The 24,541-nt window shown below is 53.3% G+C and carries 30 protein-coding genes and 1 pseudogene; 7 read left to right on the plus strand and 24 right to left on the minus strand.

The genetic code is table 11. The annotated features are described in order from the left end of the window. Position 1: 1 nt before the first annotated feature. Genes I2I13_RS12775 through I2I13_RS12820 form a run of 10 tightly spaced genes read right to left on the minus strand, consistent with a single transcriptional unit; the run spans position 2 to position 9,631 of the window. The gene (locus I2I13_RS12775) at positions 2 to 4,393 is read right to left on the minus strand and encodes a tape measure protein (RefSeq protein ID WP_151881644.1); all 4,392 of its coding nucleotides are present in this window, start codon (positions 4,391 to 4,393) and stop codon (positions 2 to 4) included. Further along, positions 4,394 to 4,594 (minus strand): hypothetical protein, encoded by a 201-nt coding sequence (locus I2I13_RS12780; protein ID WP_005846360.1) that lies wholly within the window; start codon positions 4,592 to 4,594, stop codon positions 4,394 to 4,396. A gap of 38 nt (positions 4,595 to 4,632) precedes the next feature. After that, entirely contained in the window at positions 4,633 to 5,124 is a 492-nt protein-coding gene (locus I2I13_RS12785) for a hypothetical protein (RefSeq protein ID WP_004327425.1), read from the minus strand. A gap of 3 nt (positions 5,125 to 5,127) precedes the next feature. Then, positions 5,128 to 5,688 (minus strand): hypothetical protein, encoded by a 561-nt coding sequence (locus I2I13_RS12790; RefSeq protein WP_004327424.1) that lies wholly within the window; start codon positions 5,686 to 5,688, stop codon positions 5,128 to 5,130. An 11-nt stretch (positions 5,689 to 5,699) separates the two neighbouring features. Next, entirely contained in the window at positions 5,700 to 6,023 is a 324-nt protein-coding gene (locus I2I13_RS12795; RefSeq protein ID WP_025066778.1) for a hypothetical protein, read from the minus strand. After that, positions 5,989 to 6,468, minus strand: a complete 480-nt coding sequence (locus I2I13_RS12800) for a hypothetical protein (RefSeq protein ID WP_004327423.1) — start codon at positions 6,466 to 6,468, stop codon at positions 5,989 to 5,991. The genes I2I13_RS12795 and I2I13_RS12800 overlap by 35 nt, the downstream gene beginning before the upstream one ends. Positions 6,469 to 6,495: 27 nt before the next feature. After that, a complete protein-coding gene (locus tag I2I13_RS12805) occupies positions 6,496 to 6,882 on the minus strand; it encodes a hypothetical protein (protein ID WP_004327422.1) in 387 nt (128 codons plus the stop codon). A gap of 12 nt (positions 6,883 to 6,894) precedes the next feature. Further along, positions 6,895 to 7,359, minus strand: coding sequence for an N-acetylmuramoyl-L-alanine amidase (locus I2I13_RS12810; RefSeq protein WP_004327421.1), 465 nt, complete (start codon positions 7,357 to 7,359; stop codon positions 6,895 to 6,897). Next, on the minus strand, positions 7,359 to 8,582 hold the full coding sequence (locus tag I2I13_RS12815; protein WP_004327420.1) for a BACON domain-containing protein: 1,224 nt from the start codon (positions 8,580 to 8,582) through the stop codon (positions 7,359 to 7,361). Before I2I13_RS12815 ends, I2I13_RS12810 begins: the two co-directional genes overlap by 1 nt. Positions 8,583 to 8,593: 11 nt before the next feature. Beyond that, positions 8,594 to 9,631 carry a head maturation protease, ClpP-related gene (locus I2I13_RS12820; RefSeq protein WP_005846345.1) on the minus strand — a complete coding sequence of 346 codons (1,038 nt, stop codon included), beginning with the start codon at positions 9,629 to 9,631 and terminating at the stop codon, positions 8,594 to 8,596. Positions 9,632 to 9,827: 196 nt separating this feature from the next. Here I2I13_RS12820 and I2I13_RS12825 point away from each other — a divergent pair, with 196 nt between their 5' ends. The 5 genes from I2I13_RS12825 to I2I13_RS12845 are packed head-to-tail and all read left to right on the plus strand — an operon-like array spanning position 9,828 to position 15,111. Next, positions 9,828 to 10,274, plus strand: a complete 447-nt coding sequence (locus I2I13_RS12825) for a hypothetical protein (protein WP_004327418.1) — start codon at positions 9,828 to 9,830, stop codon at positions 10,272 to 10,274. A gap of 1 nt (position 10,275) precedes the next feature. Then, positions 10,276 to 11,844, plus strand: coding sequence for a hypothetical protein (locus I2I13_RS12830; protein ID WP_005932391.1), 1,569 nt, complete (start codon positions 10,276 to 10,278; stop codon positions 11,842 to 11,844). Positions 11,845 to 11,862: 18 nt separating this feature from the next. Then, positions 11,863 to 12,288, plus strand: a complete 426-nt coding sequence (locus I2I13_RS12835) for a phage protein Gp36 family protein (RefSeq protein ID WP_004327405.1) — start codon at positions 11,863 to 11,865, stop codon at positions 12,286 to 12,288. 1 nt (position 12,289) lies between these two features. Continuing rightward, complete coding sequence (locus I2I13_RS12840) at positions 12,290 to 13,678, plus strand: DUF935 family protein (protein ID WP_004327406.1); 1,389 nt, start codon at positions 12,290 to 12,292, stop codon at positions 13,676 to 13,678. Positions 13,679 to 13,695: 17 nt separating this feature from the next. Next, positions 13,696 to 15,111, plus strand: coding sequence for a toxin glutamine deamidase domain-containing protein (locus I2I13_RS12845; protein ID WP_004327407.1), 1,416 nt, complete (start codon positions 13,696 to 13,698; stop codon positions 15,109 to 15,111). On the opposite strand, the gene I2I13_RS12850 is transcribed toward I2I13_RS12845, so the two are convergent. Continuing rightward, positions 15,094 to 15,327: a hypothetical protein gene (locus I2I13_RS12850; RefSeq protein ID WP_005846335.1), complete on the minus strand. Its 234-nt coding sequence runs from the start codon at positions 15,325 to 15,327 to the stop codon at positions 15,094 to 15,096. The genes I2I13_RS12845 and I2I13_RS12850 overlap by 18 nt on opposite strands. A gap of 68 nt (positions 15,328 to 15,395) precedes the next feature. Between I2I13_RS12850 and I2I13_RS12855 the strand changes: the two genes are divergently transcribed. Both I2I13_RS12855 and I2I13_RS12860 read left to right on the plus strand, forming a co-directional pair. Then, positions 15,396 to 16,028 carry a hypothetical protein gene (locus tag I2I13_RS12855; RefSeq protein ID WP_004327409.1) on the plus strand — a complete coding sequence of 211 codons (633 nt, stop codon included), beginning with the start codon at positions 15,396 to 15,398 and terminating at the stop codon, positions 16,026 to 16,028. Between the two features lie 4 nt (positions 16,029 to 16,032). Next, entirely contained in the window at positions 16,033 to 16,479 is a 447-nt protein-coding gene (locus I2I13_RS12860; protein ID WP_004327410.1) for a hypothetical protein, read from the plus strand. 9 nt (positions 16,480 to 16,488) lie between these two features. Here I2I13_RS12860 and I2I13_RS12865 read toward each other — a convergent pair whose 3' ends face one another. From I2I13_RS12865 to I2I13_RS12925, 13 genes and pseudogenes are all read right to left on the minus strand, one after another. Beyond that, complete coding sequence (locus tag I2I13_RS12865) at positions 16,489 to 16,758, minus strand: hypothetical protein (RefSeq protein WP_008652653.1); 270 nt, start codon at positions 16,756 to 16,758, stop codon at positions 16,489 to 16,491. Positions 16,759 to 16,865: 107 nt separating this feature from the next. Further along, on the minus strand, positions 16,866 to 17,081 hold the full coding sequence (locus I2I13_RS12870; RefSeq protein ID WP_008652655.1) for a hypothetical protein: 216 nt from the start codon (positions 17,079 to 17,081) through the stop codon (positions 16,866 to 16,868). Between the two features lie 2 nt (positions 17,082 to 17,083). Next, positions 17,084 to 17,734 (minus strand): DUF3164 family protein, encoded by a 651-nt coding sequence (locus I2I13_RS12875; RefSeq protein WP_004327411.1) that lies wholly within the window; start codon positions 17,732 to 17,734, stop codon positions 17,084 to 17,086. A gap of 21 nt (positions 17,735 to 17,755) precedes the next feature. Then, positions 17,756 to 18,199, minus strand: coding sequence for a hypothetical protein (locus tag I2I13_RS12880; protein WP_004327412.1), 444 nt, complete (start codon positions 18,197 to 18,199; stop codon positions 17,756 to 17,758). 183 nt (positions 18,200 to 18,382) lie between these two features. Continuing rightward, on the minus strand, positions 18,383 to 18,592 hold the full coding sequence (locus tag I2I13_RS12885; RefSeq protein ID WP_008652657.1) for a hypothetical protein: 210 nt from the start codon (positions 18,590 to 18,592) through the stop codon (positions 18,383 to 18,385). A 20-nt stretch (positions 18,593 to 18,612) separates the two neighbouring features. Next, positions 18,613 to 19,125 carry a hypothetical protein gene (locus I2I13_RS12890; RefSeq protein ID WP_004327414.1) on the minus strand — a complete coding sequence of 171 codons (513 nt, stop codon included), beginning with the start codon at positions 19,123 to 19,125 and terminating at the stop codon, positions 18,613 to 18,615. Positions 19,126 to 19,145: 20 nt separating this feature from the next. Beyond that, positions 19,146 to 19,450: pseudogene (locus tag I2I13_RS12895) on the minus strand (hypothetical protein). A 19-nt stretch (positions 19,451 to 19,469) separates the two neighbouring features. Then, on the minus strand, positions 19,470 to 20,375 hold the full coding sequence (locus I2I13_RS12900) for a hypothetical protein (RefSeq protein ID WP_004326986.1): 906 nt from the start codon (positions 20,373 to 20,375) through the stop codon (positions 19,470 to 19,472). Between the two features lie 3 nt (positions 20,376 to 20,378). Beyond that, a complete protein-coding gene (locus I2I13_RS12905; protein WP_004326987.1) occupies positions 20,379 to 20,615 on the minus strand; it encodes a hypothetical protein in 237 nt (78 codons plus the stop codon). After that, positions 20,612 to 21,289, minus strand: a complete 678-nt coding sequence (locus tag I2I13_RS12910; protein ID WP_004325648.1) for a hypothetical protein — start codon at positions 21,287 to 21,289, stop codon at positions 20,612 to 20,614. The genes I2I13_RS12905 and I2I13_RS12910 overlap by 4 nt, the downstream gene beginning before the upstream one ends. Before the next feature lie 2 nt (positions 21,290 to 21,291). Continuing rightward, complete coding sequence (locus tag I2I13_RS12915) at positions 21,292 to 21,690, minus strand: hypothetical protein (RefSeq protein WP_005932412.1); 399 nt, start codon at positions 21,688 to 21,690, stop codon at positions 21,292 to 21,294. Then, entirely contained in the window at positions 21,687 to 22,556 is an 870-nt protein-coding gene (locus I2I13_RS12920) for an ATP-binding protein (protein WP_004326989.1), read from the minus strand. Before I2I13_RS12920 ends, I2I13_RS12915 begins: the two co-directional genes overlap by 4 nt. 35 nt (positions 22,557 to 22,591) lie before the next feature. Continuing rightward, on the minus strand, positions 22,592 to 24,541 hold a 1,950-nt coding region (locus I2I13_RS12925; protein WP_195649644.1), incomplete at its 5' end, for a kinase.

Raw genomic sequence — 24,541 nt, forward strand, 5'->3', positions numbered from 1 at the left:
ATCATTTGCATTTTACTCCGTCACGATTGATTTTACGAATCTCTTCCTCTATTTTGCCAAGGTGCGACGCGCTCGTGCCGGTGTTCTCCTCGATACGGGCAAGATGCCCCTCGGCGGTGTTCATCTTGTCGATGACGCTCTCCATCTTCTCATCGATGCTCGACCAGTGTTGCAACCCGCTGGTGAACATGCCGTCCAGTTTTGTACCCTGGTCCTGTGTCATGGCTGAAAAACCGCCGGTTTTGGCGCTCTGGCTCGTACCGCCCGAGTTATCGTACCCGGTGGCCGCGGCAAGATTGTCACGAAGAGCGATGGCTTCCTCGACATACTTCATGTACTCGTCCTGGAGGGCCTTACGCTCGGCTTCTGTAAGGTCATTGTCTTCCATCGCCTTGCCGAATTTCTCCCACCAGCCTTTCAGCTTGTCGGAATACAGCTCACCGATCTTGTTTGACAGCATCGCACGCATGAAATACTCGGATATGTCCTCCGCCGCGGCTGCGGCATCATACTTCATATCCATCAGGTTATCCACGAAACTGCTGTACATGCTGTCGAAGGAAATACCGGTGAGACCTTCATACAGCTGGTCGGTAAGTTCCTCCAGCTTGCCCGCCTGGTCGATATAGTCATCCAGCTTCTCGGTCAGACGACCTCCATATCCGCCCTTGCCGGTATCCTGGATCTGCGTCCACATGTCCACGTTACTGCGCAACTTCTTCATCTCCTCCGGACTTAGGTTCCAGATGTCACCGTTCCAGCTACGCCCGATCTGACCGCTCAAACGGTCAATCTGTTCCTGTGAGAAACCGCCCCAGTAATAATTCCAGCTGTGATGCGAACCGTGATAGCCGGCCTGCGACATGGCCATGTCCAGATAGTTCGAGTTCGTCTCCTGCTGGAGCCTGTAGGCATCCCGGTAGGCGGCCACGGACTTTGTACCCTTGCTCGCCTTGATCTCCTCCGTCAGGTCCTCGATAGCCGTCTGCAAGGTCTCGTTGCGCTCGGTCAGCCGGTCGATGGTTTCCTGGACCTCTTTGGCATTGCTTGAAGTCGTCCAGGAGGAAAATCCGCCCCAGGTCAATGCGTCGAATATCTTGCCCACACCGGAAAGCAGCGATTTTCCGATAGTCACAAAAAGATCACCGGAAAGCACATCGTCAAGAATACCGCTCACGGCATTGAACACCGCGTCGAGCAGGCCACCGATGACCACACTCAAACCATCTTTGAAAAGGTCTATAATACTTACAATCCAGCCGACAACAGGCACATCCTCAAGTGTTTCGGAAACCTTTCCGAAAGCCTCGCCCAGTTTGCCGTCCACTTCCTTGGCACCTTTGCCGAGTGTGATCAGGCCATTATACGCCCCGCTGATACTGCCGGAGGCAATCTGCTGCAATCCGTCCCTCACATTCTCCATACTGGTCTTCAGACCGGAGGCAGTATTCGAGAGGGACTGCCGGGCACTGTCAGCCGTTTCCTGCAAGGCGTTTATATTCTCACTCGCGGCATCGGCATTAGCCTGCGCCGTTTCCAGGGCTTGCCGGGCGGACTCCTTCTCCTGTTCGGTTCCGGACTGTTGCGCCTCAATGTATGATTTCTGGGCGGCAATGAGTGCCGTATAGGTGTCCACATACACCGCCTGTGCCTCCTTCAGGTCTGAAAGGGCTTTCTGGTAGGCAGTAACCTCGGCACCCAGTTTCTTGAAACTGACCTTGCCGGAACCGCCCAAAGCCCTCTCCATCTGTTGGACGGCAGAGACAAGCGCGTCCTGGCTGGCATGGTCGGCATTTCGGAACTCGTCAGTGAGCATGTATTTTCTGGCATCCGCCAATACAGGCTTTATCATATCGGAAAACATCCCGCCGAATTCACCGAAGACAGTACCCCAGTCAATACGGGCTTTCAGTTCCTGCACTTCGATGCCGGCAAGTTTGCTGTCACGTTCAACACCGAGAGAGAGCTTCTCGCTGCCGGACGTCGTCTTTTGTATCTTTTCCGCATATTCGGTCGCGATGGCGAGTTTCTGCTGCTGGAAGGTGCCGTAGGCCTGCAAATATTCCTGCATCACTCCGAACTCTTCCCGATAAGCTTCCGCTATTTTCTTCTGTCGGCCGGACTCGTTCAGCTCACGGGCCTTGTCTATTTCGGACTGCTGATCTTCCGACAGCGAACCGGACTGCCCCGCTTTCGCGTTGTCACGTTTCCAACCGGCTTCCTGCCTGGCTATTTCATCCTTGCGTGCCTGGTATTCATTGTCTATCTGGCGCAGCTTCTTCTCCAGCCCCTCGGTCATCATCTCAATCTCCGCCTCGTCATTCTTCCTTTGCAGCCCGGCGAGTTCCTGGCCCAGCTTTTCAGAAACCTGTTTGCGGCGTTGGGCTTCTTTCTCCGCCTTGTCCGCCTTCTTCCGTTCGGCCTCGGAATCCTTATCCTCACCGGGCTTGACCTTGTCGTACTCCTTTTTGGCGGTATCGACGGCATCCTTCAGTTCTTTCGCCTTCTTCTCAAACTCCTCACGGGAAAGGCTGTTGGACGTTTCCTGAAGAAAGGCGTTATAAGCCTTGAGCGCATCCTGGTATTTCTCTTTTGCCGCAGCCACCCAGTCAGTGCTTGAATCCGTGGGCAGGTTACGCCGGTTTTGTTCCGAAACCAGTTTGTTCAGCTGATACTTCAGTTCGTCACGGGAATAAGTTCCGGTAAGATTTTCGTCACCCTGCGTAATCTTTCCGTATTCCTTCTCCTGGACAGACATCCGGGCAAGCAGGGTTCTACGCTGCTTTATCTGCTGTGCAAGGGTCTCGTTACTCACACCGGTCAGGTTTTCGAAATAGGCATTTACCTCGTCCTTGCGGATTTGTCCGTTCAGGCTCTTGCGTTTTCCGTACAGATTCTGAAGCTCTGCCTCCTCATCCCTTGAACGTGCGGATTTCCGGACATATCGGGCTCTTTGCCGCCCGTAGCTGTCCTGGTAATATTCGGTTGCCAACCGGGTCTTGCCTTCAAGTTCTTTTATCCTGTCATCCACACGTTTCAATTCATTGGCGGGATTGGATATGGACTCACCGGCTTCCAATCGGGCTATCTCTTCCTTGATTTTCTTGATATTCTTCAGTTTCTCATACTCGGTGTCGTATTTGGAGAATATATCCGGATATTTCTGTTCCAGCTTGTTTAGCGCCTCACGCCGGGCATCCGTGGACACGGCTTCATCCCCGGCAATGGAACACAGTTCCTCTATTTTGCGCCTGTGCTCTTCCTCGGCCTCTATGGTTTTCTGCTTCTGCTGCTGATACCTTTCCTCGGATTCCTGCAAACGTTCGGTTTCCGTCTTCATGGAGATCAGTGCCACGGCAACACCGGCAAGCAGGGTCGCAACCAGCACATAGGGATTGGAAAGCATGGTCCGGTTGAGCATTTTCTGCGCTTTCTCAACCAGCAGGAGCCAGTTGTAATGCAACGCCTCCGCAGCCACCGCCCAGCCTTTCACGGCCGTGACTGTCATGACGGCGGTCCGGTACACACCATACGTACCGACAAGCCCGAGCAGGATACGGCCGAAACGTTCGTAATGCTCCACCATGTAGGAAACACCGGAAAGCGTGGTGTTGATGACACCTTCCGACTGTTGCCCGATTTCATTGAACATCATTGAAACGGCATCCTCTATATTGGAGATCTGTCCGGTTATCGTTTTGGATTGTGCCTCCATCAGACCACTGAATTTTCCGCCCTCGTCCGTCAGGCTCTCTATGACCTTCTGCACTTCGGGAAAACCGACCTTGCCTTCCTCCACAAGCTCCTTCACCTTGCTTTCAGCCACGCCGAACTGCTTGGCCAGTTCGGCGATCATAGGGATGCCCCGGCCGGTGAACTGGTTCAGGTCCTGTGTATAAAGCCGTCCCTGGGACATGGTGGTGCCGTAAAGATAGACCAGATCGTTCAAAGGGATGGAAAGTCCGGCAGCGATGTCACCCAAGCGGATCAGCGTCTCGTTCACTTTCTCCGCTCCAAACCCGTAGGCAAGAAGCTGCTTGGCACCCTGCGCGACATCCTCCAGGCCGAAAGGAGTGGTCGCGGCCGTATGTACCAACTGCTGCATCAGGGTGTCGGCCTTCTCCGCACTGCCGAGCATGGTCTGAAACGACACCTCCAGCTGCTGGAACTCGCCGCGTACCTTGGTGATGTTCGACACCAGCTCCTTGATAGTAAAGGCGGCCGCCAGCTTGCCGACGGTGTTGTTCAACAGGGAACCGCTCCTGTCAAGTTCCCGGATCTGTCTGTTGGCGGACGATGCCTGCTGGGACATCCGCTCGATCTTGCCCACGGCCTTGTCAAGACGGGCGCTCAAATGGTCCACCATAAGGAATTCTATTTGTACCGGTTTCATCTATTTTAGCTTGCTTTGAAAAAATCCTACTATTCCATCCGCTTCATCCTCGGCGCTCCGCTCATCCGCAGGACCGGAAGATCCGGACTTGTCACGGACATACCGGGGAGCGTCACTAAGCATCATGATCAGGGTCTGGTAATTCACCTTGTTCAGTATATAGTCCACGCTCCAGCCGGTGGCACTGGCAATCTGCCACACAAAACCGAAAGGGCTATGGGAGCCTTCATAACGGCTCTTTAACTCCCCTTCTTTCTTTGGCTCAGTCTCAAGCTCATCGGATTCGTCCGCTCGGCTGATCTGATAATAGGTATAAAAGGGTCGGTACCCATCAGGCTGACAAAACGCTTGATCGCACCCACCAGATAACGCTGTTCCATGAAGTTCCTTATGAGCCATGCCACCGGGCGCAAAAGCACGCGGCGGCTGAAAGGGCCACGACAAAGGGTATAGGCCACCATACGGCTCACCGCCTTGCCGTGAGAGGCCAGAAACTGCATTTCCTCCTCCTTGCTGAACCCCCACATCTCCTCACTGGTGATCCCCATCGACAAATATGTCCGGGCAAAAAGAATCTGACCGGACATATAAGGCCGCCTCATGGTCACGCGCAGCTCCAGCGGGGATTTCCTGAAAGGGATATGAAACGCTTTCAGCGGGACGCTCACACCGATATCCAGCAGCGCGTCCGCACCCTCACGCTGGATCTGCTTGATGACAGCTTCGTCCATACGCTACTCCTCGGCCAGGTTAGTGGAAGCAGCAGCGGCAGATTCAGCAGGAGGCAGTTTATACTGTTTCCACTCTTCCGGGATAGAATCCGTATTGAATACGCCATGGGGCTGGGAGCCGTCTTCCGGCATGGCCACTTCCAGCGTGCATTCGATTTTCGCCGTTTCTGTCAGGGTCAGCTTGCCGCCGAGATTGGAAAGTAGCGTGCCATTGGGAATCAGGATGCTCTGCCCCGAAACAAGGGCTATTTCCCACGGACCGGTCAGCAACACGGCTGCCGTCGGGGCCGTCCAACCAATCGGGGTTTTCTTTTCCGAGTCCTCTTCCTTGTAGTGCATGGTACCACCCAGCAAGCTATGCAGGTTTTCGTAGTTCAGCTGGATAACGTTGAACGTGGGGGCGATGCTGCCATTCGACTGGGGAATGATAAGCACCGGGGTTCCCGGCACCTGCTCCGCCTCGATTTTGGCGGATTCGGGTTTCTGCCCGCCCATGTCAAACGAATTCTTCTCTATGTAACCCACCACAAAGTCCTTGTATTTCACGGCACCGACGCCGTACATGAAATTCTTATTCATTGTTTCTTGATTTTGAAAGTTAATACTATGCCGGCAACACATCCGGTTATAAAAGCGGCCAGCGCTATTTTAACGGGACTAAAGCGACGTTCAAATTCCGTTTCAACTGTGAATGAGTCCTCATGTGTCTCATTACGGATACGGGTCAGTTCCTCCTCATAACACAGTACCAGCCGCTGGAGGCTGTCGCAGGATGCCTCCGCTATGATATTGCCGGCCGCATCGCTCTTCACCGTCAGGCCCGCCTGCCCGTTCCTGGAATGGTAGGACGAACCGGAGGGAAGTTTACGGAGGCTGTCCGGAGGGATCGTCAGGCTCACCGCCGATTTCGGAATCCCCGCCATCAACAACCCCCGCCTCACGTTTGACACGTTGTCGGCGCTTGACGACAGGCTGCTGTTCCGGTTCACCTCCGTCCTGCTCTTTCGAGTACTCGCGCATCCCGTAAAGAACAGGACAATCATCATGATGCCTGCAACTGTTGGCAGTATCAATGGCTTTCCGGAGGCGTGCCATTTCACGCCGGGTCGCCTGCAAAGCTTTCCTGTTTTCATTCAGTTCCTCTTTTAAGGGTTCTACAATATTCTCGATCAGGATACGGGTGGCATGTTCGGTATTGTCAATCCGTACCGTCTCGGCTTCGGCGGTAGCCTTCTCCGCTTTCGCCCTCGCTTCCCTGACCGTTGATTTCAGGGTGATGATGGCTATTATCGTGGCTACCAGACCACCGCCCAGCACCAGATTCATGACAGCACTGAAGTCCATACGCACACTGGTCTTTCAGGTCAAAGCCTATTTACCGGCATCCTTACCCGCAAACAGTCCGATGAGCCACTGGACAAATCCCGTATCGGCAACACCATTGGACACAAGGGACGCACCGAACCCGTAACACAACGCGATATACCACGTGGCATCAGCGACAAAGCCCGCATCCAGCCACCATAAAAGCATGGCGGCCACAATGCCCACACACCAGCTGACAATCTGTGTCGCCAAGCCCTGCATTTTTGGAAACAGAGCCTTGATCCCTTCCGTGAGCAACACCACGCCACCGACAAAACCGGCAAAGGTGGTGATCATCGCGCTATAATCGACTTCCGGTACTGTACCGGTCTGGGCAAAAGTTGCTGACACGAATCCGAGTATCAGCACAAAGAATAAAAGAAATCTTTTCATGTTGTTGTTGATTTATTGAGTTATACCTATTTGTTTAAGCCATCTCTGTACATCAAAACTGGGGCAGGCTTTGGCCGCCAGTTCATTGTGACCGACGATTCTCACATCGGGAAAACGACGATGGAAATCCTTCACGTACTTCTCAAGCGCCTTTTTCTGCCAGGAGGTACGGGTGTCCGCAGGCGTTTTACCATCCTTTGCACACCCGCCGGCATAGACGATATGGCGGCTCACGGAATTGTAACCGGCCACGCCGTTGGTCACTTCCCACGGGTCCACATTCGCGTCCTCGTTATTGTTCACCAGGCGTTCCACTCCGCCGTTCAGATGGAACAGGTCGGTATATCCGACCTGCTTCCAGCCGCGGCCGCCCTTTGAGACGGGGTTCGTATGCCAGGCGCGAATCTCCGCACCGCTTACCTCACGCCCTTCAGGAGTGGCCGTGCAATGGATGACAAGATACTTCAGCTTTCCCATCACTCACCGCCTTCCTCTTCATCAACGGCCGCCTGGGACAGTGCTATCTCCACCTTCTTCTCCGGATCGGCGTCCAGGCCCAGTACAAGTGTGCCGGATACCGCCTTGCCGCTACTGTTCACACCGGCGGTGACCGTCAGAGAGCCATCGGTACCGACTGCCGTGAAACCGGCAGGAATGGAAACCACGCTGTAATCACCGGAGGCAGTGACCTTCACCTCCTTGCTCTCACCGGCGGCCTTGAAAGAAAGAGCGGCCGGATCGGCAGAAATGCTGCGTTCCACTACCTTGAACACCGGAGTCTCACGGGTGTCAAGCACCACGAACTCCTCGCCGAAGGCGATTTCCGTGTCGGCCTTCATAAGCAGCTTGAAGAAGTACAGCTCGCTGGAGTTCATCCACTTGTCAATCTGGATCACCTCCTCATCGTCCTGGAGGTTCACACCGGCAAAAAGGTTGCCGTCAGCGCTCATCGAGCAGAGCGTGGCTACGATAAGGCCATCAGGCCAGGAATTCAGCGTCTCGATGGTGATACCCTTGTAACGCTTCTTGTTGATGTCCGTCTCGCTCGTGTTCTTGTACTCGCGTTCGGTCAGCTCGTCATCGTACTTGTCGAAGTCGTCAATACTCATCAGGATACGCAGGTTCGGATTCTCACGCAGGGCTTTTGGAATAGCCTTGCGGACAGCCTTCAACTTGCCGATCATGGAAGTATCGGAAGGAGCCGGAACCACGATCACATCCGGATCTTTAGCCGCCTGGGTCAGGATACCGTTGAAAAGGTGGTCGTCGTCCGAACCGAACTCGCCGTTCAGGTAATGCCAGCCCAGCTCGAACTTCACACTCTTGCTAAGTTCATCCAGAAGCGTGTTCTGCGCTTCGGGGGGAAGTTCGGCAAACACGAGGTTGCCCTTCGGCTGCCACTTGCGCCAAACATGCTCGAAGGCACGGGGATTGAAAGTCGTGAACGCCATGAAGTCCTCCGGATCCAGTGATTTCTCCGAGTAATTGAAATTGCCTTTCGAGTCTTCCAAAGTCGGGTTCTCCTTACGCTTCTGGAGCATCTTGCCCGTCTTGATACGCGGCAGGCTGATTTTTTTCTCCACACCGGGGATCACCATGATCAGACCTTTTTCTACAAGGTCATTCCCGGTGGTGGCCAGGACCAGTATTTTCTCCAGTACCTCGCCGTTGTAATTCGTGTTTCTTACTACTATTGCCATGGCAAATGTTTTTATTTATGGTTCAACTTGTCCTTAATCTCGCTCATGCGCTTGTTCCAGGGGCTTTCACCCGTCGGATTCACACGAAGGTCGGTCATGACACTACGTTTGGGGGAAAGCTTCTCCAATGCCTTTTCCCCGTTCTCCCGGTCTTTTGCCAGAAGGTTCTCATAGATGGGGCGGGTGGCGGCATCGATACGGCCGTCCTGTTCCGCATCATCAAGCAGTTTCTTACGCGCGGCAGCGTCATCCGCATCCGCCTTGTCCTGGAACACCTTCAGTTCGCCCTTCAGGCGGGTGACCTCGGCATCAAGGGCCGGGACTTTGCCAGCCTCCGTTTCCAGCAGTCCGATTTCACGCAGGAAATCGTCATCCGTCGCACAGTTCTTGAACCGCGGACGTCTCTTGAGTTCGTCTAAATTCATGCTATTCTCGTTTTGTGGCTTGTGCAGCCGGTTATTGAATATTTGAAATACTTGTTCGGGGGTACTGTCCTCCGGTACCGGGTCAGCGTCATAAATACCGTCGATAAGCCCCAGCGCCAGCGCCTCGTCGGCACGCAGCCAGTGATCCTTGCCGTCAAAATACATCGCGCGGATTTCCTCCTTGTCCTTGCCCATACGGGTGGCATACATCTCGCAAAGGGTATCCTCAAGCGCCTCGATCTCACGGATGCAGTCCTTCATCTCATCCTTGTTGCCGTAACAGCCGCCCTGGACACTGTGAAGCATCAGACGGGCATAACGGCTCATCTGCACGGGCTTGCCGCAAAGGGCGATGACGGAGGCCATGCTGGCGGCGATGCCGTCCACGTAGATGGTAATGTCGGCCTTGCTGTTCTTCAAGGCATTGAAAATGGCGATGCCCGAATAAACCTCGCCGCCGTTGCTGTTGATACGCACGTCCACCTTCCCGGTCAGGGCTTCCGCTTCCAGAAGTTCACGGGCAATATCACCGCTGCGCACGTTATCATCGTACTCACCGATGTCACCGTAAAGAAGGATGCAACAGGCATCGGTTCCGGGTATCATATTGAAAAATCTACTCATGTCACTATCGTTTTGGCAGGTCCTTCCCTGCAAAGTTTACGGTGCGAAATTAGGGGGATTAAAAGCCTTTTTCAAACCGCGTTTTCATCATGGAGACTTTAAAGGATTGCCATGACGCTTTAAAATGTCATCATGCGGAGCGCGTTTTTTTTCGCTCCTTTTCCTTATCAATTTTGCACGTAAAAAAGGAGGTAATATGGCCGAACTTACAAACGAGCAGAAAAAGGCATGGGCGAAAACGCTCTACACCCGCGAAACGCTCACGCAGGCGGAAATAGCCGAGCGTGTGGGGGTTTCACGGGTGACTGTGAACAACTGGATAGGCAAAGGAAACTGGGAGCAGCTGAAGGCTTCCATAACCATCACACGGGAGGAGCAGCTGAAGAACCTGTACCGGCAGCTGGCGGAACTCAACAACGCCATCATGGGAAAGCCGGAAGGGGAACGGTTCCCGAACGCCGCGGAAGCGGACACCATTTCCAAACTGTCGAACGCCATCAAGAAACTGGAAACAGAAGTGGGGCTGGCGGACATCATCTCCGTGTTCTCCGACCTGCTCAAATGGGTGCGGACCTACGATTCCACGCAGGCGAAGGAGATCACCCCGCTTCTGGACGCGTTTGTCAAATCAAAATTATCCTGACATGGCAAAGAAAAGACTCACACCCCAGGACAGGATCGCACTGGACAACTGGAACGAGCTGGTGGCATCCGTGCGCGAACATTCGGACATCAACCCCACGGACACGGAAACGGAAATCAGGCAGAGGCGGGAAAGACTGGAGAAGAACGACGAGGAGTGGTTCAAATACTACTTCGCCATGTATTGCACCTGCGAGTCCGCCGCCTTCCACAAAAAAGCCACCGGGCGGCTGATGAGGAACAACCGCTGGTACGAGGTAAGGGCCTGGTCACGCGAGCTGGCGAAATCCGCACGCTCCATGATGGAGATATCCAAACTGGCACTGACAAAAAAGATACGCAACGTGCTGCTGATCTCCAACTCGGCAGACAATGCGGAAAGGCTACTGCTGCCGTTCATGGCGAACTTCGAGGAGAACCAGCGGATCATACAGGACTACGGACAGCAGAAAAAACCGGGAGCGTGGGAAACCGGGGAGTTCACCTGCATGTCCGGATGCTCCTTCCGCGCCATCGGAGCCGGGCAGTCACCGCGCGGTACGCGTAACAAGAACTTCCGGCCGGACTTCATTCTGGTGGACGATATAGACACCGACGAGGAGTGCCGGAATCCGGAACGGATCAAAACCAAATGGAAATGGCTGGAGGAGGCGCTGATACCGACCATGTCCGTATCGGGAAACTACCGCATCCTGTTCAACGGGAACATCATCGCGCCGGACTGCTGCATCAAAAGGGCCATCGAAAAGGCAACCGAACTGAAGGCGAAAGGAATCGGGCACGTGGATATCATCAACATCCGGGGAAAGGACGGGCTGTCCGTATGGCCCGAAAAGAACTCCGAGGAGGATATAGACCTCTTCCTCTCACTGGTCAGCGCGGCGGCGGCACAGAAAGAGTTCTTCAACAACCCGGTGGTGGACGGCGGCGTGTTCGCGGAAATCACCTACGGGAAAGTGCCGGCACTTTCCAAGTTCAAGTTCCTGGTGATATACGGGGACCCCGCACCGGGAGAGAACAAGACGAAAAAAAGTTCCACCAAAACGGTGTGCCTGCTCGGGAAACTCGCGGGAAGGCTTTATCTGATAAAAACGTTCCTGGACAGGGGGCTGAACGCGGAATTTGTAGAGTGGTACATCAAGCTGCTGGAGTTCGTGGGCGGGAAAACCACCGTATACTGTTACATGGAGAACAACAAATTACAGGATCCTTTTTTCCAGCAGGTATTCCAGCCCATCGTGCGGCGGATACGCAGGGAAAGGAAAATATCACTGTACATCACCGGGGACGAGGAGAAGAAGACCGACAAGGCCACACGTATCGAGGCGAACCTGGAACCGCTCAACCGGGAGGGGAACCTGGTACTCAACGAGGCCGAAAAGGACAACCCGCACATGAAACGGATGGCGGAACAGTTCAAGCTGTTCAACCTGCAACTGACCTATCCGGCAGACGGACCCGACTGCGTGGAGGGGGGAAACAGAATTATAGACCGCAAGGCCAGACAGTCGGAAAAGCCCGTCATTGTCACAAGGAAAAGCACGCGGTCACAAAACAAGTACAGAGTGTAAACTTCAATACCTATCATTATGAGCAAATTTATCGAACTTTCAGACTACGACGCGAGCATACACCGCGAGATTCTGGACGCACTGACAAGGGAGGACGACGCCGTCGTGGAGATATGCGAGGACCGCGCCGTCGCCGAGATGCGCTGCTACCTTTCCAGACGTTACGACTGTGACAAAATATTCACGGCAACCGGTGACAAACGCAACCAGCTTGTCCTGATGATGGCCATCGACATAGCCGTGTACCACATCTTCTGCATACATAACCCGAGGAACCTGTCACCGCTGCGGAAGGAACGCCACGAAAGGGCGGTCGAATGGCTGAAAGCCGTGGCGGCCGAGGAGATATCGGTGGACGGCCTGCCCCTGCTGTCCGAAGAGACGAGGGCGGCAAAATCAAATTTCCTTATCAAAAGCAACCGTAAACGTGTAAACCATTGGTAATATGAACAAAAGAAAGAAAGGGGCCGGAAAGATAACCCAAAGCGGGAACCTGCCGAGGCCCGGGCAGAAAGGACCCGCAACCATCATACTGACACAGCCCAGAAGGTTCGGTATAGACATAGCGGACTACATGCTCGCGGTAAGGGCTTTCGAGAATGTGGACTACTCCAGACGCTTCAGGCTGTACGACCTGTTCAGCGACATACTCATGGACACGCACCTGACAAGTGTCATAGAGAAACGGAAGAATGCCGCACTGGCATCTTCCATAGAATTCCGCAGGAACGGGAAGCCGGACGAGAAGGTGAACAAGCAGATCAGGTCCCCATGGTTCCGGAAGTTCATAGGGGACATCCTGGACGCCAAATTCTGGGGGTTCTCACTCGTGCAGTTCTACCGCAAGGGGGAATGGGTGAACTACGACCTGATACCGCGCAAACACGTCGATCCCGTGCGCAGGCTCATACTGCGGCACCAGACGGACACCACCGGGACGTCCTGGGACGAGTACCCCGACCTGTTGTTCATCGGTTCACCCGACGATCCCGGACTGCTGGTGAAAGCAGCCATCTGGGTGATATACAAACGTAACGACGTGGCGGACTGGGCACAGTTCGCGGAAGTGTTCGGAGCGCCCATCAGGGAGTACACGTATCCCACGGATGACGACGAGGCACGGCAGAGGGCGCTGGACGACGCGGACAGCACCGGAAGCCTGTCGGTTTTCGTGCACGCGGAGGATACGGTGCTCAAGCTCGTGGAAGCCGCGAACAAGACAGGGAGCGCGGACCTCTACGACAAGCTCTGCGAGCGCTGCAACAACGAAATCTCAAAGCTGTTCCTCGGAAACACGCTCACCACCGAAGCCTCCGACAAGGGCACACAGGCACTGGGAACCGTACACAAGGACGTGGAGGAGAAAGTGACGCTCTCCGACAGGCAGGACATCCTCGACGTGCTCAACTATGACATGGCCGACATATTCGCAATGCTCGGAATAGACACCACAGGCGGGGAGTTCTGCTATCCGGAAAAGAAGCTTATCGAACCGGAGAAAAAGATGTCCATCCTCACACAGCTGCGTACGAACTTCAACCTGCCGGTAGGTGACGACTACCTCTACGAGGAATTCGGGATCGAGAAACCGGCAAACTATGACGAGCTGAAGAAACGCCAGGAGGAGAAAGCGGCGGAAATCGAGGCAGCGAAGGCCCGAGAGACCGAAAAGGCGGAAGAGGATGAACCGGATCCGGAAGAAGAACCGGAACTGGAAAAGCACGGTAAAGGAACACCCAAAGAAAAGAAAAATGCCCTTAAAAACGCATACAACTGGCTGAAACGTTTTTTCGGGAAAGCCCCGGGGAGAGACGGGGCAGCTTTAGAATGGTGATAAACGACCTCTACAGAATGGAGGACAAACAGGTGGAAACTTTATTCTCGTTCGATGAAGAGGTACTGAAGAAAGCCCTGAAGAACATATACAGCAAAGATTTCCATCCCATGACCGACATCGAGGAGAACCTGTTCGAGGCCACGTGGAAAACGATGAACAAAGCCACCGACAAGGGGTTTGGGACACGGAAAACCGATGATCCGGATTATGACTTCTACCGTGAAATCCGAATGAACAACGCCGTGTTCGCAGCTTTCAAGGTACACAGGGCACAGAACGACATGGCAGCGCTGCTGCTGGACAAAAACGGAAGTTTAAAGCCGTTTGAACAGTGGGTGAAGGAAGCCATGCCCATAGCCGACCACCAGATGATCCATTGGCTGCGTACAGAATACGACACGGCCGTCATACGGGCACACCAGGCCGCGGACTGGAGACAGTTCGAAAGGGAAAAGGATGTATTGCCGAACCTCAAATGGATGCCGTCCACAAGTGTGACGCCGGGAGCCGACCACCAGATTTTCTGGGGGACCATACGTCCGATAGATGATCCGTTCTGGAACGAGCACAGGCCCGGAGACAGATGGAACTGCAAGTGCACGCTCTCATCAACGGATGAAGCGCCGACAGCGGTACCGGACGAAAACGGGCAGAACAAGGCACATGACGGTCTGGAAAACAATCCGGGAAAAGACGGCAAACTGTTTTCAGACAAACACCCCTACATTACTGAAGCGCATCCGGGAGCAAAAAAAGCCGTGGACGCACTGACCAGGCGCATCAACGAAATGATAGCCGAAATGCCGGACAACCTGACGCTGGAGGAAAAAACCGACATCGCCCGCAACAATCTCAAGATAGAAAAGGCACTCGGCGTTACCAAAGGCAAGCCGATGACATACGAACAGGCGAACAAGGGAAAGGAGAACCCGAAATTCGGAAAAGAGGAAGGATACCGCGTGAATTGCCAGACCTGCACCGTGACACACATGCTCAGAAGGTTGGGGTTTGACATCGAGGCAAAACCCAACATCAGACAAAGCGCATACAATGAAATGGCAAAACAAGGTATCACATGGGAAGAACGTTTCCTGAACCGGGACGGAACAAAGCCGGATTATGACTATACCTATAAATGGCAGGTCAGAAAGGGATATCAAGTAATGAATGCAAACCGGCTGAAGGAATACTTCAGGGAAAAATTCAGAGAGGATGGAATATACGAGATATATTGTGCCTGGAAAGGCGGCTCCGCACACGTGTTCTGCGCAGAGGTGACTGAAGGAAAGACAAGGTTCTTCGACCCGCAAACCGGAAAGGATGATGCAAGCAATTACATACAGAGCATGAAAGCGGGCCGTGTGGGAGTGATAAGAATAGACAACAAACTGGTAAATCCCAAAATCATGGGACTATTCATCACCAAATAAACGGGAAGAAAGTGCCAGCCCCTCCTCACCGTCCACCAGACGGCAGGACTGGCCGTCGAACAGAATAAAGGCGGGAAGACCGACAGGCAACTCAAAACCATCCCCGTCAACACAGCCCACGGAATAGATGCTTCCTTCAGGGGAACTGGCTGATAAGACAACGGAGTTGTAACCGCTACTGTTTGCTAATTCCGACACTTGTTTAGGTATTTCCATAACGCAAAAAGGCACATAAAAAACGCCTTGCTGCAAAAGTATAAAATTATTTTTTAATTCAGTCATTCATGGACATAAAAGAATATTCAAAACTGATAAAAGCCAAACGGAAAGAACTGGATGGGCTAATGAAACGGAAAATGCCGGTTATCGCTGGACGAATGGCAAAAGACCATTTCCAGGACAACTTCCGCCGGGAAGGTTTCGTAAACGGAGGATTACACCCGTGGCCGAAAGCGAAAAGGCTGTCCTCGGGACGGACCGATGCGGCAGGGAGCTACGGGACGCTGCTCTCCGGAAGGAACCATCTCTTCAGCTCCGTCAAATACATGCCGGGAGAATACCGAGTGAGGGTGGCAAACGAACTCGTCTATGCGCCGGTCAATAACTGGGGAGGAGAAGTTCATCCGACTGTTACGCCCCAAATGCGGCGTTTTGCATGGGCGAAGTATTACCAGGCTTCAGGCAAGGCTAAAAAAGCCGCCACGGGCAAAAGAAAAGGCAAAAAGAAGGGTTCTGCCGCAAACAATGAACCGCAGGAAAATCAGGAAGCGCTGAAATGGAAAAGGCTGGCGCTGACCAAAAAGAAAAAGCTCCGGATAAAAATACCGCAACGCCAGTTTATCGGGGAAAGCCGGGAACTGTCCGAAAAGATAGACCGTAAAATGGAGAATGAAATCAGAAATATTTTAAACTTATAACAACATGGAAGAAATTTTTATCGCGATCATGGAACGCATCGCCGAAAAGATGCCTGAACTGTCATACATTGACGAGGACTACGGACAGCTTGAAGCCGGGGCGGAGGAGGACCACTATCCGGTAACCTTCCCCTGCGTGCTTGTCGGGAACGCCGAATCGGACTGGAATGACCTCGGTTACGGGGTACAGAAAAGCGAGTCACTCATCACCATACGACTGGCCATTGACTGCTACGATGACACCCACTACACCTCCGGAACCTATGACAAGGTAAGGGAACGGCAGCTGAAGGCCAAAGAGCTGTACAAAGCCTTGCAGGAGTTCCAGTGCACGGAAGAGACCAGCCCGCTGGTCAGGGTAAAGAGCCGGGACTATTCGCTGCCGGGAAACATCAAGGTGTACGAGACGGTTTATTCTTTCACGCTGCATGACGAGTCGGCCATGCAGTAAGGGGAAGGTTCATTCCCCCGTGAACAGGGAAAGCTGGACGGCTGTCAGGCGGGGTTTCTTAACCTTTGGGACGGGCTTCACCTCCAAGTCCTTCAGCTCCCGGCACTTGCACCGGATAATGGACATGATCCGCTCCTCGGAAATGAAAAACTCCTGGCGGGACAACACTTTCAGGGCATCATCAAAACGCAGGCGCTGCACCTCCGTCCAGTAATAGTAACGGCGGCACAGGGCTTCATCACGGAGTTCTATCAGTTTTTTGTCTCGTCCTTTAGCCATAAGTTCAGGTATATGCTGCAAAATTAGGCATTTAACCGGGGATGTTAATAAAAAAACGCCGCATCGTGTATGAATGCGGCATTTTTCTGTTTAGAGTGTGAACAAAATCACATGGTCATCAGTTCGGTGTCATCCTCACCCGGAACAAACGGCTCGATGCGGGTGATCACCTTGCTCTGTACCTTCACCCGCCCGCTGCCATTACAGACCGGACATTTTGCGGATAAAGGAGCTCCTCCCTGGTCCAGGTAAAAGATACGTCCCTTGCCTTCACAACGCTTGCAGGCCATGACGTGCGGCGCGATGTTCTTCGTCTTCTCCATGACTACAACCGGCAGAATGAGGGTTCGATACGGTGCCAGACACCGTTTTCGTCACGTTTGTGGAAATAGTAGTTCACCGCGGTCTTGTACACCACGTTGCTCTCACGGAAGAGGTCCATGATCTCCGTGTACTCGCTGTCGAAACGGTCCTCGAGCTCGTACAGCTTACTCACGGACTTGTAGTCCAGATCGCCCTGGCGGTTGCGCTCGATCATGGTCATGCCGAGCTGGTACATCGGGTCGTCGGTACCCAGCTCGCGCCCCATGGCGTAGCGCTTCAGGTAATCCACCAGGCGTTCGGCGGCAAGGTCGGCACGCTCGTCGAAACTCTTCACCTTGTTGCTCCTCACCTCCAGCTTCATGTCACCGTCCACGATGGTGAAGCTCGCCTGCTCGTCCTTACGCAGCTGGCCGTATTCACGCATCACCGCACGGAAGGCGGCGGCCTCTTTCTCCACCCAGTCGCGGAACGCCTTCACGTCATCCACAACCGGGAGCAGCCGGTTCTTCACTTCAAGCATGAACTGCGCACGGAGGCCCTCATAGGCATCGCGCCGGTTACGCTTGCTTTCCTTCTCTTCCTGCTGGAGCTGTTTCAAAAGCTCCTTCCTGTCCTGGGCGGACAGGCTTTTTAATTGTTCTTTCAAATCCATAGCTAAAAAATTAAATGGTTGCTATTGTTGTTTATTCTCACGTTTACGGCGGATGGCACGCAGCTTCACCTGCAACGTGTCCAACGCCTCACAGTCAAGTTCACGGAACTCCTTGCCGGCGATACGGCTGTCCCGGCAGAAGGCGTTCACCCGGTCCCAGTCGGCCGTATCGATACCCAGCAGCTGCATCTGGTGCAGTACCGCGGAACGCTTCTGACGGAGAATCTTCCGGAGCTGTTCCTGATAAGTGGGCGGTACCAGCTTCTGCATGGCGGACACGGCGGCACTGTATTCCTTCAGTGTCATGTCACGCAGACTCGTGGTACGTCCCTCCGTGTACTGGGAAACGATGCTTTCCTTCAGTGCGTCACGATCCGATGTCGGAAGGCGGTTCAAAAGGCTGTAAAACGCCGCATAATTCTCGGGTTTATTTAACTGCTTGCGGCTGTTGATGTCTATCTGCATGGCTATACTGTTTTTTTGTTTATTTTAAGGTCATTGATTTCCTTAATCACTCTCTTTACTCTGATAGTACACAAATAATCAAGAAGATGCTCTTTTTCATTTTTTGTACACTTATACTGGTCGAAAAATTCAAGTATGCCCATTCTATTCAGATTTTCATTAACTCAAACTATTCATACCACATCAGCACAACTCTATGATTTCACCCACGGCAGAGCGTAGAAGAGTACGCAAAACCGAAGGGTTTCCGCTATCATAGATGACTTCCACACAACACTCATGGCGTGCGTTACGTGACACAACCAGCTCGCAAGTCATATTCTCACAGAGCCATTTTTCCACTACTTTACGGACACCAACTGCGGTGACCACAATTACCATTTTTTTACTCATAATATTGACCGTGCTGTATGTTATTCAACTCTTATCCTCCCGGTGTACTGGTTTCCCCGAAACTTCATCCCCTTGGTGAAGCCGCCCGGATATCCCAGTTCCTTGCTTCTCGCGTTTGCCAGCAACAAATGTTCCCGGCTAAGGGAGGCTACAAAACCTTTGTCCTTTTCCAGTCCCATCTCTCGGGCCTTCCGGGTGACGCTGCGTTCGGAAACACCGAGCATTTCAGCCAGCTCCCGGTTGAGGGTATTGTGATAGTGGCGACGCATGATGGAAAGCATATTACCGTTCCAAAAGATACGGGTGGAATATCCCTTATGCTCGACGAGCCGTCCCAGTGTCCGGTGCATGAAAGTACCGTCAGCAACCTTCCGGTGCTTGCGGTACTGTTCACGCTTGTACACCAGCACACATTCATGACACCAGGAACTCCGTCCCCCATTCTTCAACGGATAGAACTCACGCATCCACAACTTTCGGCCGCAATGCGGACAGACACGTTTACGTTTCTGCTTGTTGTTATTTTCACTCATAGCTGTTTATGCTGCATTCATCAGTTCATATTCAAATTTTCACCGAACGGAATAGTATTAATGTCAGCCTTTCTCGTGTAGGCCTGCATAAGTCCCACGGAAAGCAGCATATAGACATTCTTATTCGCTTTGACAACCCCGGAAATAGAGCCGACAATATGTTCAGTCTTGCCGGTAATGATTGAGCCGGCTATCTGCTCAAGCCCGTCTGGATGGTCCTCACTGGCCGCAACGCTCATAAAGGCACTAAGATCGTTTTCCTTACAAAAGTTATCCACGTATTGGCAGAGTTCCTTACTGCCTCTTTCTGTTTTTCTGTAATCATTTCTGTTAAATTTTAATGGTTAATAATTATATGTTGAAATCGCGAAATCTCTTTTTTGATACTGGCTGTACATAGTTTCCTCCCAATCCGTCTCTTCCTCCTCCGGAAGGTCATCCTCATCAAGTTCTACCTCCTTACGGTAAATCAGATACCGTGCCTCCAGAAAGAAGAGGACCACGCGGCGCAGGAACTCACGGGCGGAGGCGATGCCGTGCTTTTCCATGAAGGAGGCGATACGGTCCGGACCGATAGTGTTCGTGCGGATGCTCACCAGACACTGCCGGCGGAAGTCCTTCAGCGTGCTGCCCCTCACCTCGAACACGCGGTCAGCGATACGGCCGAGACTCTCCGGAATATGGTATCCGGAACCTTCGTCATCCGTTCCCACCAGCAGTTCAGCAGCAGCCGTCAGCATACCCTCCACGCTCATGCGCTGGGCAGCGGCCGTCTCCTTCAGGAACACGTACTGGTAATTGCTCACGTAGGTATGTATGAGGTAGCCTTCAGGACGACGGAACACCTCTTCGGAGGCAAGCTCCATCGAAAGGTTGTTCAATGTCACACCGGCACCGCAGCAGAAGGCGCACACCAGGCGGACGACAAGACGCTGGCGGTTGCCCCAGCCGCCAGCGATGATGGCACGCTGCAGGCTGCCGGCAACGGCCGGATCCATCTCGAAGAACAGCACCGACTTCTCCTGACGGCGGAAGAAGAACGACATGTCCGGAATACGATCCATGCAGAGGAGGATGCGCCGGGTGGCCGTGGAGACCCTGCCACCATCCGTCATGCGGATGTAGGACTTCACCAGGTGGTTCATCACTACCGTCATGTCGGAAAAATGATAGTCGGCAACCTTCCCGCGGAACAGTTCATGAAGCAGAACGGGCAGCTTCACAACGTAGTTGTAATACTCCTTTCTCATGGCTCACTTGCTTGAAGGTTTCCAGTCCACTGTTATAATCGCATCCAGCTCACCGCTGCCGCCACACACCGGGCAGGATACATGCACGTCCTCGCGGCTGCCCTCTTCCGTTCCCCAGAACCAGCCGTTGCCCTTGCAGTAACCACACTTGTGGCCGGTACTGACGAAGTTCTCACGGTTAGGCCCCTTACACATATAGGCGGGAGGACAAATCTCCAGCTGTTTCTTTATCCTGCTCATGCCTGGCCTCCTTTCTGTTTCGGTCCCGCCACATTCCAATAGTCATAGGCGCCCTTCTCCCAGATTGTGTATTCACCAGTGGCCCCCTGATAACGTCCCTTACTGAAGGCGACGTAGCCCTCTACCCATATCTTCAGGTCGGCATCATACATCACGCTCGTGGCCGCATCACCTTTAGGATTCTTGCCACGGGCATGGCTGATGAAAACAAACAGCTTGTCCGGAAACTCCTCCTTCAGCTGGATATAGTCACGATACGTCATCTGTGTGTATTGGAAGCTGTCAATGATCACGATGTTGAAACTCTTATGACGCCGGAGCCTGATCTTCAAGGTGGGGATGTCCTCCTTGATGAACGCCAAATGGCGGCTTACCTCGGCCATACCAAAGCGCCGCAGGTTATTCTGGACTGTCAGAGAAGTTCCTTCCTCCAGGGAGTTGAACGCCACACGGTCATACTTGCAAAGTTCCTTGCAGAGCTGCATCACGAAAGAGGTCTTACCGTTACCGCTGTTGCCCCACACGAACCAGCAGCCCCGGACTTCCGGAGTGTCGAAGGCATCCTTCCATTTCCCTTCGAAAGGGAATACGTCATACTTCTTGTTCAGGATGTCCCTGACATTCAAGGCACGTCTCATGCCCGCTTTTTTATTATCCTTTTTCTCTTCTTCCATGGTCAGAACAGTGTTAGTTGTCGGATATTGTCAATTCGGTCAAGTACGGCCTGCCGTGCGGCACCCCGCAGTTTCTCGTGGCAGAGCATCCTGCCGAGTGCCCACAAAAGGGCATTCTCACGGGTGGCAAACTGTCCCCATTTACGTCCCGGGTTGAAACCACCGCCGGAACCGCCCACCTCCATGTGAACGCCGGCAACCCACCAGCCGTCCTGCTGTCCCACAAGGGCGTCCAGGTAGTCGCGACCATTCCGGTAAACGGTCACCGTCTCGTATTCCCTCAAGACTGGGTAATCGCTCCAGGGAGCGGGAAGCTGCTCGCGACCGTCGATCTTTAAGTATTCAAATTTGTTTTCCATATCCTTAAAATTACGTTTGAACGGTATTTGAACGGGGGTCATTCCCCCGTCATGCGTTTCACCTTGTGAATGGACTTCCTCACACGCCGCAAATCAAAGTCACATGTCGAAGCCTCCTTTATCACCTTATCGATGTCTTTCCTGTCAGTCACACCGTTGGCGGAACAGATCGCAAACACGTCGTTCACGTCCGTAGGCTCCAACTCATAAAATTTCCGTCCGATACGGCTGTAGAACTCCTTGTAGCCGGGCTTCTGGTACCGCAAGCCGTTGCTGATGCGCTTGGCAATATAATCGGTACTCAAGAACACGACACCGCATTTCTCCTCCAGCTTGTTGTACAGGCTGATGAAATAGTGGAACACCGGTTCGGTCAGCTTGTCCGCCTCGTCGAACACCAGCAGGGGCGCGTCCATCTGGATGATGTCATCCAATATAAGCCCCCACACCTCACGGATATTATACCCTTCGGTCCGGATTCCGACCGTACGGGCGATCTCGCGGACAAAGTCACCTTTCTTCATGTCCTCAGAGCAGAGGATATAGAAAACCTCCTTATGCTCCTGGAGGTAAACACGGGCGGTGGTACTCTTGCCACAACCGGCCTCGCCGGTCACCCAGGTAACATTGCGCCAGCGCTGCGCATCGGAGAGTACAGCCGTGATCTCCTGGTAAGCACCGGTCTCCACGATCTGCCAGCCGGTAGCGCTTACACCACCGACCTGCGAGGCGACATTACGGAACATCTCGTCGCTGATATTCTCATAACGGCCATTCAGGATATTGCTAACAGTACCTACACTAACCCCCTTCAGGCTGCCAGCAGCCTTCGTCTGGCTCGGGTATTTCGCCACGTAAGCCCGGAGGCTTTCACTGATGGCGTCCTTTTCTTTCATTGTAATTTCCATAATCAATATTTTTTATCTTGTTATAAATCTGTTCCTTATAATTTCCCGACCACCTTGCGGATGCTCACTTCCTTCTTCTCAAAGCTGTCCCATGTCACGTTGCTGATGACTTTCATGTCTCGGCCGATGGAAGGACGGGCCGGCTGGCTGTATTTTCTTGTGCGACGGTCAATCTGGCGTTGCGCCTCCTTTCCGAGACCTTTCAGGTCAGGGGTACGCAGACCGTTCTGTTCCGGTGCGACACCATGTTCGTACTCGATGTCCTTGGCAACGACCTGGCGGTTTATACGCTCGTTGATGACGGCCTCCTGCTGGGCGCGGATGAAACGTTTCTCGGCTTCCGTCTGCTCCTGCTGGGCACGGTGGATCATCAGCGGGAACGAAGCCACACACTCAAAGCGCATCGCTCCGCCCTTATCCTTGTACAGCAGACGTACGCTGCTCATGTCATAAGGATCGTACTGGACATAGAACTTCTTGTAGGTGTTACGTCGGCGCCATTCCAGATCAGGCTCACCGGGGGCGGAGAAAACCTCGTAAGGGTATTTCTTTCCCTGTACCGTGATCTCGATACCGTTGGCGGTGAACAGCGACGGTTTCTCGGTCGTGTACCAGAACATCTCCACCATATCCGACACACTTACCGCATCGGTAGCCTCGTTCACGCTGGTATTGTACATCTCAATCCGGGAGATGCCGGTGGCAGGGTGTTTCATTGAATTCCACTGCTCACGGGCGGCGGCATACTGTTCCTTCAGTTCCTCCAATGTGGGGAGGGAGTCGATGTTCGCGTTGATGAATTCCAAATTCGGACGGCTTGTATCTCTCTTTGCCGTAATATTCTGCCCGGTGAAACCGAAACGTTTCTTCAATACCTGGCTCTGGAAGCGGTAGAAAATGTTCTCAATCGTCTTAGATTCGCCATTATACGGAGCTGTCGGGCGGTGGATACGGCTGATCTTCGAGAAAAGGCCCAGCGCCGCGTTCTTCTTATGACCGCCCTGGTTGTCGCACACGATCTCGTAGGGTTTGTGCCGGCTCGTCTGGATAGCCATGCGGAAAGCATGGTACTGGGCGATATAGTCCTCGTTGTCGCTGATGTAATAACCGAGCAGGACTTCACTATAGGCATCCACCACCTCGTACACGCTTGTAGTGCACTTGTTTCCGTTCTCGTCACGATAGTAGAGGTTCAGCTTCGTGCCGTCGCCATACCAGAGGCTGTCACGACGGCCCGGAAGGATGGTCCGGTGCTTGCGGTCATAACGCTGGTGTGCCTTCATTTCCCCATAAACGGCATCGTACCACAGAGGTTCGACACGCGGGCTGTTGAACCATTCGCGGAGGCTGCGGGGACTCTTCAGGGGCTTCCAGCCACGTTCCGGAGCGACACGGTTGTACTCCTCGAAGATCTCCATGTCAGTATAAACCGGAACGCGGCTGCGTTTCAATGCTACAAGGTAACGCCCGCCGTCCTCCTCGATCTTCAGCGTGTTGCTGTTGCCGTATTTACCGCTCACAAGCACACCGTAGTTGTCGGGACGGAACTTGTTTATCAGGGCTTTCAAACGCCCCACACTGCCCGGAAGACTGTGCCCGTACACCGGACGCCATTCCTCACTCGTGACAAGCAGAAGTTCCCAAAGGTTACGGCGGAAACCGGTCAGCTTGTTATTGGATGAACTCAAGCGTTTGAACTCTTCCATCAACGCGTTCAGCACCGAAGCGTTCCAGGTGTATTCCTTCTTCACATCCTCGGGAAGAGCGACCATCTCACCGTTCTTGTCGTAACGGTAATCCTCGAAAAAGTTCTCGGCCTTCTCGTCTTTCTTCACTATGTTACGGATCATTTCCTGTCTCATTTGTTTCTCGGGTTCGCCATGACGCTCAACCCAACGTTTCTTGTATTTCTCGGGAAGGGAGGAATAGGCATACAGAGCCGGATTATTTTCACCACCGCCACGGGAAACGACATCCAGTTTTTC

Source organism: Bacteroides sp. D55t1_190419_B8, from assembly GCF_015558905.1.
Classification (GTDB): domain Bacteria; phylum Bacteroidota; class Bacteroidia; order Bacteroidales; family Bacteroidaceae; genus Bacteroides; species Bacteroides vicugnae.